This is a genomic window from Cupriavidus sp. JZ107, assembly GCF_053903255.1.
The window spans coordinates 1,218,781-1,232,151 of sequence record NZ_CP096481.1; the positions used below are offsets into that span (position 1 = coordinate 1,218,781).

Genomic DNA, 13,371 nt, shown 5'->3' on the forward strand with positions numbered 1-13,371 from the left:
GAGCGGTTTTCTCTCCCCTCTCCCGCTTGCGGGAGAGGGGTTGGGGGAGAGGGAAAGCGGCAGCTGCTATGCCGCCGAGGTTTGAAAACCACCCCCTCTCCCCAACCCTCTTGCCCTGAGGGCGAGAGGCAATACAGCGGTGTGGGTGAAGACGCGCCGCTCAGCCCAGCGACTTCTTCTTCTGGCTGGCCTGGCGGGTCCGGGCGCGCTTGACGTTGCCGCCGGCGGTCACGCGCTCGTTGCCCAGCAGGCGGACCTCGTTGCGGGTCGGGCGGCCGCCCGGCTTGGCGGCGGGCTTGCGCACCGTGACGGTGCGCGGTGCTGCGCCGCGGCGAGCCGGCGCCATGCGGCCGAGGTCCTGCGGCTGGTTTTCCTTCAGCCGGGCCGGGCCCGGGCGCCAGACCACCAGCAGCTTGCCGATGTGCTGGATCGGGGCGGCGCCAAGTTCATCGCAAATGGCTTCGTAAATGGCGATGCGGGTGTCGCGCTCGTCGCCGAACACGCGGATCTTGATCAGATCGTGGGCCGCGAGGCTGCGGTCGATCTCGGCCAGGACGGCGCGGGTCAGGCCCTCGGCGCCGATCATCACGACCGGGTTCAGGCCGTGGGCACGGGAGCGGAGTTCGGAGCGCTGGGCGGGATTCAATTGAAGGGCAGGCATAGTCAGGCAGGAAAGGGGCGACGCCGGTAAAGGCGCTGGAAGGGCGGCCGGTAGGGCCTCTTACGTCGCAAGGGCGTCGCAACGGCGCGTATTATCCGTCAAACCGTCATGGTCTGGCGGCGAAATCACGAGAAATGGCCAAGAACAAGTTCAGGCAGTCGTGGCTGCACGACCATATCAACGATCCCTACGTCAAGCTGGCGCAGCGCGAAGGCTATCGCGCGCGCGCGGCCTACAAGCTCAAGGAGATCGACGAACAGGACAAGCTGATCCAGCCGGGCCAGGTCATCGTCGACCTGGGCGCGGCGCCGGGCAGCTGGAGCCAGTATGTCCGCAACAAGCTGGCCGCCTCGCCGCGCGCGCGCGAAGGCCATATCGACGGGGCGGTGGTCGCGATCGACCTGCTGCCGATGGAGCCGGTCGCCGATGTGACCTTCATCCAGGGCGACTTCCGCGACGAGGAGGTGTTCCGGCAGCTCGAGACGATCGTGCTGGAGGCCTCCGGCGGCAACAAGATCGACCTTGTTTTGTCCGACATGGCCCCCAATTTGTCCGGTGTGGCCTCGGCCGATGCGGCGCGCATCGAATATCTGTGCGACCTGGCGCTCGAATTCGCCCAGGCCCATCTGAAACCCGACGGCGCGTTGCTGGTAAAGTGCTTCCACGGCAGCGGCTACAGCCAGATCGTCGAAAAGTTCAAGCGCCAGTTCAAGGTGGTGGCCAAGCGCAAGCCGAAGGCCTCGCGGGACAAGTCCTCCGAAACCTTCATTCTTGGACGCCACCTGAAGTCGCCGGGTTGAAGCCTGGGCACCGGTCATGGCGCGCGACCGGGCACCATTCGGACCATTGCCGGTCTGACTGTCGTCCCGCATTGGCCTACGGGCAATCGGCCGCTAGCGCTATCACTATTGGCCCGATAGGGACGCTTTTCGCCCCCCGGGGCGGCGCTGCATTACAATGCAATGCAGCTATCGTTGGCAAGGCAATCGCAAAGGAGTTCGGCCTTGAATAACAACCTGTTTCAAAAGGCGGCAATCTGGCTCGTGATCGCGCTGGTGTTGTTTACCGTCTTCAAGCAGTTCGACAAGCCCCGTGCGCAGGAAAGCGTCACCTACTCCCAGTTCATGGATGACGCCAAGAACGGCAAGGTGAGCCGCGTCGACGTACAGGGCCGGAACCTCGTGGTGACGCCCAAGGAAGGGCAGAAATACACCATCATCTCGCCGGGCGACATCTGGATGGTCGGCGACCTGATGAAATACGGCGTCCAGGTGACTGGCAAGGCCGATGACGAGCCGAATGTGCTGGTCCAGGCCCTGTACTACCTCGGACCGACCCTGCTGATCATCGTGTTCTGGTTCTACATGATGCGGCAGATGCAGGGTGGCGGCAAAGGCGGCGCCTTCTCGTTCGGCAAGTCGCGTGCGCGGCTGATCGACGAGAACCAGAACGCAGTCACCTTCCAGGACGTCGCCGGTTGCGACGAGGCCAAGGAAGAGGTGGTCGAGCTGGTCGACTTCCTGAAGGACCCGCAGAAGTTCCAGAAGCTGGGCGGGCGCATTCCGCGCGGCGTGCTGCTGGTCGGCCCTCCGGGTACCGGCAAGACGCTGCTGGCGCGCGCGATCGCCGGCGAGGCCAAGGTGCCGTTCTTCAGCATCTCGGGTTCGGACTTCGTGGAAATGTTCGTCGGCGTCGGCGCGGCCCGCGTGCGCGACATGTTCGAGAACGCCAAGAAGCAGGCCCCCTGCATCGTGTTCATCGATGAAATCGACGCTGTCGGCCGCCATCGCGGCGCCGGCATGGGCGGCGGCAACGACGAGCGCGAGCAGACGCTGAACCAGATGCTGGTCGAGATGGACGGCTTCGAGGCCAACTCGGGCGTGATCGTGATCGCCGCGACCAACCGTGCCGACGTCCTGGACAAGGCGCTGCTGCGTCCGGGCCGTTTCGACCGCCAGGTCTTCGTCGGCCTGCCGGACATCCGCGGCCGCGAGCAGATCCTGAAGGTCCATATGCGCAAGGTGCCGATCGGCAACGATGTCGACGCGTCGGTGATCGCGCGCGGCACGCCGGGCTTCTCCGGTGCCGACCTGGCCAACCTGGTCAACGAGGCCGCGCTGTTCGCCGCCCGCCGCAACAAGCGCGTGGTCGACATGCAGGACTTCGAGGACGCCAAGGACAAGATCTACATGGGTCCGGAGCGCAAGTCGACGGTGATGCGCGAAGAGGAACGCAAGGCGACCGCGTACCACGAGTCGGGCCATGCGGTGGTGGCCAAGCTGCTGCCCAAGGCCGACCCGGTGCACAAGGTCACCATCATGCCGCGTGGCTGGGCGCTGGGCGTGACCTGGCAGCTGCCGGAGCATGACAAGTACTCGAAGTACAAGGACAACATGCTCGACGAGATCGCCATCCTGTTCGGCGGTCGCGCCGCGGAAGAGGTGTTCCTCAACGCGATGAGCACCGGCGCGTCCAACGACTTCGAGCGCGCCACCAAGATCGCGCGCGACATGGTGACCCGCTTCGGCATGAGCGACACGCTGGGCACGATGGTCTATGTCGACACGGAGCAGGAAGGCCTGTTCGGCAAGATGTCGTCCAAGTCGGTGTCGGAAGTCACGCAGCAGAAGGTCGACGGCGAGATCCGCCGCATCCTCGACGAACAGTACGCGCTGGCCAAGCGCCTGCTCGAGGAGAATCGCGACAAGGTCGAGGCGATGACCGCCGCGCTGATGGAATGGGAAACCATCGATGCCGACCAGGTCAACGACATCATGGCCGGCAAGCCGCCGCGTCCTCCGCGCGGCATGCCGGGCGCCAGCGGTGGCGGCACGCCGCCGTCCGGTGGCTCGCCCGTGACGCCGTCGAACGCGCCCGCCGCGGCCTGATTCGGGACCTGCGTTCAGAGGATGATGGCAGTGCGGCGCGTCGCGCGCTGAGTTCCGCAAAGCCGGTGCCCCAGGGCACCGGCTTTTTTCGTCCCGACTTCCCGCACCAGCGACCTGGTCTTACTTCCCCGCATATTCAGGACTGCAACTTGTCGACCTCGTATTTCCAGTGCGGGCGCTATCGCTTTGCACGCGACCGCCGCCCGCTGGTCATGGGCATCCTCAACGTGACGCCCGACTCGTTCTCCGATGGCGGCCAGCATGCGAGCCGCGACGCGGCGCTGCGGCATGCCGAGCAGATGATCGCCGAGGGCGTCGACATCATCGATATCGGCGGCGAATCGAGCCGGCCCGGCTCGGCGTCGTTGCCGCTGGACCAGGAGCTGGCCCGCGTGCTGCCCGTCGTCGAGGCGCTGCGCGACTGCGGCAAGCCGCTGTCGATCGATACCTACAAGCCCGAGACGATGCGCGCGGCGCTGGCGGCCGGCGCGGACCTGATCAATGACATCTGGGGCCTGCGCATGCCGGGGGCGATCGAGGCGGTCGCGCAAGCGGGGCAGGGTGGGCAGGCGGGCCTGTGCGTGATGCACATGCAGCGCGACCCGCAGACGATGCAGGAAGCCCCCCACTACGACGACGTGGTCGGCGAGGTCCGCGACTTCCTGCGGCAGCGCGTCGATGCGCTGCGCGCGGCCGGCGTCGACGACAGCCGCATCGTGCTCGATCCGGGCTTTGGCTTCGGCAAGACGGCGGATCACAATCTGCGCCTGCTCGGCGAGCTGCCGCACCTGGCCGTCGACGGATTGCCGCTGCTGGCCGGCCTGTCGCGCAAGTCGACGCTGGGCGCCATTCTTGGCGGACGGCCGCCGCAGCAGCGCGTCGCGGCCAGCATCGCCGCCGCTGTGTGCGCGGCCGAACGCGGCGCCTATATCGTGCGCGTGCACGATGTGCAGGCATCGGTCGATGCGATCAAGACCTGGTGGGCTGTGCGGCAGCAGCGAGCCGATGCCGCGGCCTGATGCCGCCACGGCGATCCCGGCTTCCAGTCACGGCCCCCATAACTGACAACCCAAACACTTCGAACCCGAATCAGAACAGGGAGAACGATCGGATGACACGTAAATACTTCGGCACCGATGGCGTGCGCGGCCGGGTCGGCGAGGCGCCGATCACGCCGGACTTCGTGATGCGGCTCGGCTATGCGGCGGGGCGCGTGCTGGCGCTTGGCCAGCCGAGCACGCAGGGCAAGCCCACGGTGCTGATCGGCAAGGACACGCGGATCTCCGGCTATATGCTGGAAGCCGCGCTGGAAGCGGGCTTTACCGCGGCCGGCGTCCATGTGCTGCTGACCGGCCCGCTGCCGACGCCCGGTGTGGCCTATCTGACCCGCGCGCTGCGGCTGGCCGCCGGCGTGGTGATCTCGGCCAGCCACAATCCGTACCACGACAACGGCATCAAGTTCTTCTCGGCCACCGGCGACAAGTTGCCGGACGAGGTCGAACTGGCGATCGAGGCCGAGCTCGAGGCGCCGATGCATTGCGTGCCGTCCGACCAGCTGGGGCGCGCGCGCCGGATCGACGACGCGGCGGGCCGCTACATCGAGTTCTGCAAGAGCACCTTCCCGTACGACCGCGACCTGCATGGCCTGAAGCTGGTGGTCGACTGCGCGCATGGCGCCGCCTACCACATCGCCCCGCACGTGTTCCACGAGCTGGGTGCCGACGTGGTGTCGATCGGCAACCAGCCCAATGGCCGCAATATCAACGACGGCTATGGCGCCACCGCGCCCGACAAGCTGGTCGAGGCGGTCAAGGCCCACGGCGCGGACCTCGGGCTGGCCTTCGACGGCGATGCCGACCGCCTGCAGGTGGTCGACGCCGACGGCAGGCTCTACAACGGCGACGAGCTGCTGTATGCGATCGTGCAGGACCGCGTCGCCTGTGGACACAGCGTTCCCGGCGTGGTCGGCACGCTGATGACCAATATGGCGGTCGAACTGGCGCTGCAACGCCAGGGCGTCGAGTTCGTGCGCGCCAAGGTCGGCGACCGCTATGTGCTGGAGGAACTGGGCAAGCGCGGCTGGACGCTGGGCGGCGAGGGCTCCGGCCATCTGCTATGCCTGGATCGGCACTCGACCGGCGACGGCATCGTCTCCGCGCTGCAGGTGCTGGCGGCGCTGCGCCGCAGCGGCAAGACCCTGGCGCAGCTGCTGGACGGCGTGTCGCTGTTCCCTCAGACGCTGATCAATGTGCGGGTGCAGAAGGGTTTCGACTGGCAGAACCATGCCGGCCTGCAGGCGGCCCGCGCCGAGATCGAGCCCGCGCTGGCCGGCAAGGGCCGGGTGCTGATCCGTGCTTCCGGTACCGAGCCGGTGGTCCGGGTGATGGTCGAGGCCGAACAGGCCGAGACCGCCGAGCAGGCGGCCCGCAAGCTGGCCGACGCGCTGGCAACCTGATCCAGCACAAGGCGCCAGCCCACCGTGAACGCCCGGCTCCGGCCGGGCGTTTCCTTTGTCGCGCCGCAGCCGAGGGCCGATCGGTGCCTTCCATGCCTGCTTGAGTGCGTGCGGAAATGTCCGCTTAAATGTCCCTTCAGAGAAATTTTCGCGATGTCACGGAACTGTCATAGTGGCCGCATAAAGTTCGGGATGTCAAAAAACTGACATTCCCAACCATGTTCTCTGGAGGACATATGAAGCTGGTCAAGACTGCCGTTGCGGGCATCGTATCGATGGTGGTAGCGGGCTCCGCATTCGCGGCAGAAATTACCGGTGCAGGCGCTTCTTTCCCGGCGCCCGTCTATTCCAAGTGGGCCGACGCATACCAAAAAGCCACGGGTAACAAGGTCAACTATCAATCGATCGGATCGTCCGGCGGCATCAAGCAGATCAACGCCAAGACGGTCGATTTCGGCGCTTCCGACGCCCCGCTGAAGGACGAGGAACTGGCCAAGCAAGGCCTGGTGCAGTTCCCGACCGTGATCGGCGGCGTGGTGCCGGTGATCAATCTGCAAGGCATCAAGCCGGGCGACCTGACCATCACGGGCGAAGTGCTGGCAGACATCTACCTGGGCAAGATCAAGAAGTGGGACGATCCGGCCATCAAGGCGCTGAACCCGAACGCCAAGCTGCCGAGCCAGGACATCCTGCCGGTGCGCCGCGCCGATGGCTCGGGCACCACCTTCATCTTCACCAACTATCTGTCGAAGGTCAGCGCCGACTGGAAGGGCTCGGTGGGCGAGGGCACCACGGTCAACTGGCCGGGTGGCGGCACGGGCGGCAAGGGCAACGAGGGCGTGGCCGCCTTCGTGCAGCGTCTGAACGGCGCGATCGGCTATGTCGAGTACGCCTACGCCAAGCAGAACAAGATGACGCACGTGAAGATGAAGAACGCCGCTGGCGCGGTGGTCTCGCCGAGCGATGACGCGTTCAAGGCCGCAGCGGCCGGCGCCGACTGGAGCAAGTCGTACTACCAGATCCTGACCAACCAGCAGGGCAAGGAAGCCTGGCCGATCGCCGGCGCGACCTTCATCCTGGTGCACAAGAACCAGGAAAAGCCGGCGCAGGGCGCGGAAGTGCTGAAGTTCTTCGACTGGGCCTACAAGAGCGGCGCCAGCATGGCGAGCGAACTGGACTACGTGCCGATGCCCGAGTCGGTCGTCAACCAGATCCGCGCGACCTGGAAGAACAGCATCAAGGACGCGTCGGGCAAGGGCCTGTACTGATCGTCAGCTGACCTGATGGGAGGGCGCAACCGGCCTTCCCCCCGGCCCCTCTCCCGCAGGCGGGAGAGGGGAGCCAAACCGAGTACTCCTGAACATGGCGACCACGTCCGATCTTCCCGCCGTACGCGCACCCGGCCGCACCGGTGACATCCTGTTCGGTGGCCTGACGCGCGGCGCCGCCATCATCACGCTGATGCTGCTGGGCGGCATCATCGTCTCGCTTGCCATCAGCGCCTGGCCTTCGATCCAGGCCTTCGGCCTCAAATTCCTGTGGACCGCGCAGTGGGATCCCCCCGCGGACGTCTATGGCGCGCTGGTGCCGATCTACGGCACCATCGTGACCTCGCTGATCGCGCTGATCATCGCGGTGCCGGTCAGCTTCGGCATCGCGCTGTTCCTGACCGAACTGTCGCCCGTCTGGCTGCGCCGCCCGCTCGGCACCGCGATCGAGCTGCTGGCCGCGGTGCCGTCGATCGTCTACGGCATGTGGGGCCTGCTGGTCTTCGCCCCGCTGTTCGGCGAATACTTCCAGAAGCCGCTGGCCGCCACCGTGGGCCAGCTGCCGCTGATCGGCCCGCTGTTCCAGGGCGCGCCGCTGGGCATCGGCCTGCTGTGCGCGGGCGTGATCCTGGCGATCATGATCATCCCGTATATCGCCTCGGTGATGCGCGACGTGTTCGAGGTCACCCCGGTGCTGCTGAAGGAGTCCGCCTACGGCGTGGGCTGCACCACCTGGGAGGTGATGTGGAACGTCGTGCTGCCCTATACCCGCGCCGGCGTGATCGGCGGCGTGATGCTCGGCCTGGGCCGCGCGCTGGGCGAGACCATGGCGGTCACCTTCGTGATCGGCAACACCAACCTGCTGGACAACGCCTCGCTGTTCTCGCCGGGCAACAGCATCACCTCCGCGCTGGCGAACGAGTTCGCCGAGGCCGGCCCGGGGCTGCATACCGCCGCGCTGATGGAGCTGGGCCTGATCCTGTTCTTCATCACCTTCGTGGTGCTGGCGCTGTCCAAACTGCTGCTGCTGCGCCTGTCGCGCAATGAGGGCAAGAAATGAATTCGACCAGCCAAGCCACCATGTCGGCCTCGTCGACCTCGTCGATCCCGGCGGTCCATGCCGATGCCAACGAGGTCCGTGAACGCCTGCAGGCGCGGCGCAAGCGCGTCAACGTCTACGCGCTGGCCGCCTCGCTGGCCGCGATGACCTTCGGCCTGTTCTGGCTCGCGTGGATCCTGTGGACCACGATCTCGCTGGGCATCGGCGGGCTGTCGATCGACCTGTTCACGCAGATGACGCCGGCACCGAACACCGCCGGCGGCGGCCTTGCCAACGCGATCTTCGGCAGCTTCGTGATGGTCGGCCTGGCCACCGTGCTGGGCACGCCGCTGGGCATCCTGGCCGGCATCTACTTGGCCGAGTATGGCCAGAAGTCGCCGCTGGCCAGCTTCATCCGCTTCATCAACGACATCCTGCTGTCGGCGCCGTCGATCGTGATCGGCCTGTTCGTCTACGCGCTGGTGGTGGCCCGGATGGGGCATTTCTCGGCGTGGGCCGGCATCTGCTCGCTGGCGCTGCTGCAGATCCCGATCGTCGTGCGCACCACCGAGAACATGCTGAACCTGGTGCCCAACGCGCTGCGCGAGGCCGCCTTCGCGCTCGGCACGCCGAAATGGAAGATGGTGCTGTCGATCACGGTCAAGGCCTCCTACGCGGGCATCATCACCGGCGTGCTGCTGGCGGTGGCCCGGATCGCCGGCGAAACCGCGCCGCTGCTGTTCACCGCGCTGTCGAACCAGTTCTGGAGCACGGATCTGAACAAGCCGATGGCCAACCTGCCGGTGACGATCTTCCGCTTCGCGATGAGCCCGTTCACCGAATGGCAGCAGCTGGCATGGGCCGGCGTGTTCCTGATCACGATCGGCGTCCTGGCGCTGAACATCCTGGCGCGCGTGCTGTTCAAGAAGAGCCAGTAAGCGCGACCGGCAGACAGCAAAGCGAACCGCAAGCAGCACGCGAAACCACGAATCTACCTGCGAGACCCAGCATGACTTCGACCGTCATCGACATCCCCGACAGCGTCCGCGCCAAGATCGACGTGCGCAACCTGAACTTCTACTACGGACAGTTCCACGCGCTGAAGAACATCAACATGTCGATCCCGGACCGCAAGGTCACGGCCTTCATCGGCCCCTCGGGCTGCGGCAAATCGACCCTGCTGCGTACCCTGAACAAGATGTACGCGCTCTATCCCGAGCAGCGCGCCGAGGGCGAGATCAACATGGACGGCGAGAACCTGCTGACCAGCCGCAAGGACATCGCGCTGCTGCGCGCCAAGGTCGGCATGGTGTTCCAGAAGCCGACGCCGTTCCCGATGTCGATCTACGACAACATCGCCTTCGGCGTGCGGCTGTTCGAGAAGCTGTCGCGCTCGGAGATGGACGACCGCGTCGAGTGGGCGCTGTCGAAGGCCGCGCTGTGGAACGAGGCCAAGGACAAGCTGCACCAGTCGGGCTACAGCCTGTCCGGCGGCCAGCAGCAGCGGCTGTGCATCGCGCGCGGCATCGCGATCCGCCCCGAGGTGCTGCTGCTCGACGAGCCGTGCTCGGCGCTGGACCCGATCTCGACCGGCCGCATCGAGGAACTGATCGCGGAACTGAAGGACGAGTACACCGTGGTGATCGTGACCCATAATATGCAGCAGGCCGCGCGTTGCTCGGATTTTACCGCCTACATGTACCTGGGCGAGCTGATCGAGTTCGGCGAGACGGAGAAGATCTTCATCAAGCCGCACCGCAAGGAAACCGAGGACTACATCACCGGCCGTTTCGGCTGAGCACCAAGGCAGCCCGCCCAAGCAACGCCCGCCGTGTCGCGCGACGCGCCAGCATCCGCGGCCAGGAGAACATGATGACCGACAAGCACCTGTCGACCCAATTCGACGCCGACCTCAACGCGATCAATACCAAGCTGCTGCAGATGGGCGGCCTGGTCGAGGCGCAGATCGATACCGCGATGAAGGCGCTGGCCGACTTCGACGCCACGCTGGCCGAGCAGGTCATCGAGCGCGAGAACCAGATCAATGCGCTCGAGATCGAGATCGACGCCGACTGCGGCAACATCATCGCGCGCCGCCAGCCGACCGCGCGCGACCTGCGCCTGGTGATGGCCATCTCCAAGACCATCACCAACCTGGAGCGCGCAGGCGACGAGGCCGAGAAGATCGCCAAGCGCACCAAGCACATCATGGAAGAGACCGGCGCGCAGGGCATCAACTACGCCGAGGTCAAGCTGGCCGGCGACCTGGCGATCGCGCTGCTGCGCAAGTCGCTGGACGCCTTCGCCCGCCTCGATACGGTCGCGGCCGCGCGCATCGTCAAGGAAGACAAGGCGATCGACGACGAATTCCGTGCCTTCGTGCGCAAGCTGATCACCTACATGATGGAAGACCCGCGCACGATCTCGGTCGCGCTGGACTTCCTGTTCATCGCCAAGGCCGTCGAGCGCATCGGCGACCATGCCAAGAACATCGCCGAGTTCATCATCTACATCGTCAAGGGCACCGACGTTCGCCATACCTCGCGCGAGGACATGGAGAAGGAAGCGCTGAGCTGAACCAACCCGTCGAGCGATGCCGTGGTATCGGTCCGTTGTCTTGCTGCCCGGCGTGTACCTGCCCGTTTCGCTCGACGTACATCGCCCGCCGTACTACGTCATCTCGCTGTTCCATCTGCCAATACCTGAACCTGCCAGAGAGCGGAGACCTCATTCATGCCTAGCAGTATTCTGGTCGTCGAAGACGAACCGGCCATTGCCGAACTGATCGCCGTCAATCTGCAGCACGCCGGGCACTATCCGATTCGTGCCTACAACGCCGAGCAGGCGCTTTCGCTGATGAGCGATGTATTGCCCGACCTGGTGCTGCTCGACTGGATGCTGCCGGGCAAGTCCGGGGCGGTGTTCGCCAAGGAGCTGCGCAACAACGAACGCACCAAGCAGATCCCGATCATCATGCTGACCGCGCGCAGCGAGGAGCAGGACAAGGTCATGGGGCTGGAGGCGGGCGCCGACGACTACGTGACCAAGCCGTTCTCGCCGAAGGAACTGCTGGCGCGCATCAAGGCGGTGCTGCGCCGGCGCGCCCCGCAACTGACCGACGACGTCGTGGCGATCAACGGCCTGCGGCTGGACCCGGCCACGCATCGCGTCACCGGCCAGGACGAATCGGGCCCGATCAAGCTGGAGCTCGGCCCGACCGAATTCCGCCTGCTGCATTTCCTGATGACGCACCCGGAGCGCGTGCACAGCCGCTCGCAGCTGCTCGACCAGGTCTGGGGCGACCACGTCTTCGTCGAGGAGCGCACCGTTGACGTGCATATCAAGCGTCTGCGCGCGGCGCTGGCCCCCGGCGGCTACAGCGCGATGATCGAGACTGTCCGCGGCAGCGGCTACCGTCTGGCCCGGTCGCCGGGCCAGTGAACGGCCGGCCTGGCCCTGGCTTGCCGCGCGGCTTGTCCCGCGATTCGGTGGCCGGGGCAGGGCGTCTTCGCTGCCGGGGCGCTGTTGCCTCGCTGTTGCGTTTTTCGTGGCACACTGCGGCCCATCCCGCCTGCGGGGCCGGCTCTGACTGTTGCCGTCGCCTTCGCCGTTCCCCGCCAGGCTGCCACCGCACGATCTCATGAATGTCATCTGGGCCCGATCCGCGGCCGTCCTGATCCTGCTGGCCATCGCCGCCGCGCTGCTGGCCGCTTTCGTCGGCGTAACGACCGCGCTGGCGGTCACCACCGGCGCGCTGCTGGCGCTGCTGATTTTCTACCTGTATCAGATCAACCGGCTGTGGAAGGTGCTGGACGCGCCGGCCTACGGCGAGATTCCGAGCGCGGTCGGACTATGGGGCGAGGTCTATTACCGGCTGCATCGCCTCGTCAAGCGCTGGCGCATGCAGGTGCTGCAGGTCGAGCAGCAGCACACGCGCTTCATCCAGGCCATCCAGGCCTCGCCCAACGGCGTGCTGATGCTGGACGACGCCGACCAGATCGAGTGGTGCAACGCCGTGGCCGAGCTGCATTTCGGCCTCAGCGCGCGGCGCGACGCGCGTCAGCGCATCACGCATCTGATCCGGCGCCCGGAGTTTGTGCAGTACCTGATGTTGCAACGTTTCGACGAACCCTTGCAGATGCGCGACATGGGCGAACACAAGCAGAGCGTGCTGGCGGTGCAGGTGCTGCCCTATGGCGACAATCGCAAGCTGGTGCTGACGCAGGACATCACCAAGCTCGAGAACACCGAGTCGATGCGGCGCGATTTCGTCGCCAACGTCTCGCATGAACTGAAGACGCCGCTGACGGTGCTGACGGGCTTTCTCGAGACCGTGCGCGATCTGCCGGTCTCGGACGAGGATCGCCGGCGCTATGTCGACATGATGATGACGCAGGCCATGCGCATGCAGCATATCGTCGAGGACCTGCTGGCGCTCGCCAAGCTCGAGAGCGATATGCAGCCGCCCAGCCAGGATCCCGTCGACATCGGCGCGCTGGTGCACCACCTGGTGCACGACGCGCAGGGGCTGTCGCAGGGCCGGCATGAGATCACCGCCGACATCGACCGGGCGGTCGGCATCCGGGGCAGCGAAACCGAGTTGCTGTCGGCGCTGGGCAATCTGGTGTCGAACGCGGTGCGCTACACCCCCGACGGCGGCCGCATCGGCATCGGCCTGTGCTACCGCGACGGCCATGCGGTGTTCTCGGTCAGCGATACCGGCCTGGGCATCGCCGCCGAGCACATTCCGCGGCTGACCGAGCGCTTCTATCGGGTCGACCGCAGCCGCTCGCGCGATACCGGCGGCACCGGCCTGGGCCTGGCGATCGTCAAGCACGTGCTGTCGCGCCACCATGCCGAGCTGCGCATCAGCAGCGAGGTGGGCAAGGGCAGCGTGTTCCGCGTGGTGTTCCCGGTCGACCGCAGCATCCATCAGCCGGGCGCGCGGCACGCGGCTTAGGGCTGTTGCTGGCAGGACCGACTCCGGCCATTGCGGCCGATTGTGTTCTCCCTCGCCCCCTCAGGGGGAGAGGGCTGGGCAGAGGGGGGCAAGCAGAGGC

The 13,371-nt window shown here is 66.2% G+C and carries 12 protein-coding genes; 11 read left to right on the forward strand and 1 reads right to left on the reverse strand.

All coding sequences use genetic code 11. The features are described from left to right. Positions 1-160 precede the first annotated feature (160 nt). Positions 161-661 (reverse strand): YhbY family RNA-binding protein, encoded by a 501-nt coding sequence (locus tag M1D55_RS15065; protein ID WP_053822097.1) that lies wholly within the window; start codon positions 659-661, stop codon positions 161-163. 134 nt (positions 662-795) lie between these two features. Between M1D55_RS15065 and M1D55_RS15070 the strand changes: the two genes are divergently transcribed. The 11 genes from M1D55_RS15070 to phoR all read left to right on the forward strand — a co-directional run bounded on the left by M1D55_RS15070 (position 796) and on the right by phoR (position 13,271). Beyond that, on the forward strand, positions 796-1,461 hold the full coding sequence (locus M1D55_RS15070; RefSeq protein WP_064576082.1) for an RlmE family RNA methyltransferase: 666 nt from the start codon (positions 796-798) through the stop codon (positions 1,459-1,461). Between the two features lie 204 nt (positions 1,462-1,665). Next, positions 1,666-3,549 (forward strand): ATP-dependent zinc metalloprotease FtsH, encoded by a 1,884-nt coding sequence (ftsH, locus tag M1D55_RS15075; RefSeq protein ID WP_006576612.1) that lies wholly within the window; start codon positions 1,666-1,668, stop codon positions 3,547-3,549. A 149-nt stretch (positions 3,550-3,698) separates the two neighbouring features. Next, a complete protein-coding gene (gene folP, locus M1D55_RS15080; protein ID WP_006576611.1) occupies positions 3,699-4,568 on the forward strand; it encodes a dihydropteroate synthase in 870 nt (289 codons plus the stop codon). Positions 4,569-4,660: 92 nt separating this feature from the next. Beyond that, complete coding sequence (gene glmM / locus M1D55_RS15085; protein ID WP_023265067.1) at positions 4,661-6,004, forward strand: phosphoglucosamine mutase; 1,344 nt, start codon at positions 4,661-4,663, stop codon at positions 6,002-6,004. A gap of 236 nt (positions 6,005-6,240) precedes the next feature. Next, the gene (pstS, locus tag M1D55_RS15090) at positions 6,241-7,272 is read left to right on the forward strand and encodes a phosphate ABC transporter substrate-binding protein PstS (protein WP_006576610.1); all 1,032 of its coding nucleotides are present in this window, start codon (positions 6,241-6,243) and stop codon (positions 7,270-7,272) included. 94 nt (positions 7,273-7,366) lie between these two features. After that, positions 7,367-8,332, forward strand: a complete 966-nt coding sequence (gene pstC, locus M1D55_RS15095) for a phosphate ABC transporter permease PstC (protein WP_006576609.1) — start codon at positions 7,367-7,369, stop codon at positions 8,330-8,332. A gap of 20 nt (positions 8,333-8,352) precedes the next feature. Further along, the gene (pstA, locus tag M1D55_RS15100; RefSeq protein ID WP_006576608.1) at positions 8,353-9,249 is read left to right on the forward strand and encodes a phosphate ABC transporter permease PstA; all 897 of its coding nucleotides are present in this window, start codon (positions 8,353-8,355) and stop codon (positions 9,247-9,249) included. Positions 9,250-9,320: 71 nt separating this feature from the next. After that, the gene (gene pstB, locus M1D55_RS15105) at positions 9,321-10,109 is read left to right on the forward strand and encodes a phosphate ABC transporter ATP-binding protein PstB (RefSeq protein ID WP_006576607.1); all 789 of its coding nucleotides are present in this window, start codon (positions 9,321-9,323) and stop codon (positions 10,107-10,109) included. Between the two features lie 74 nt (positions 10,110-10,183). Beyond that, positions 10,184-10,888, forward strand: a complete 705-nt coding sequence (phoU, locus tag M1D55_RS15110) for a phosphate signaling complex protein PhoU (RefSeq protein WP_006576606.1) — start codon at positions 10,184-10,186, stop codon at positions 10,886-10,888. 156 nt (positions 10,889-11,044) lie between these two features. Then, on the forward strand, positions 11,045-11,752 hold the full coding sequence (gene phoB / locus M1D55_RS15115) for a phosphate regulon transcriptional regulator PhoB (protein ID WP_006576605.1): 708 nt from the start codon (positions 11,045-11,047) through the stop codon (positions 11,750-11,752). 199 nt (positions 11,753-11,951) lie between these two features. Then, complete coding sequence (gene phoR / locus M1D55_RS15120) at positions 11,952-13,271, forward strand: phosphate regulon sensor histidine kinase PhoR (protein ID WP_006576604.1); 1,320 nt, start codon at positions 11,952-11,954, stop codon at positions 13,269-13,271. Positions 13,272-13,371 lie beyond the last annotated feature (100 nt).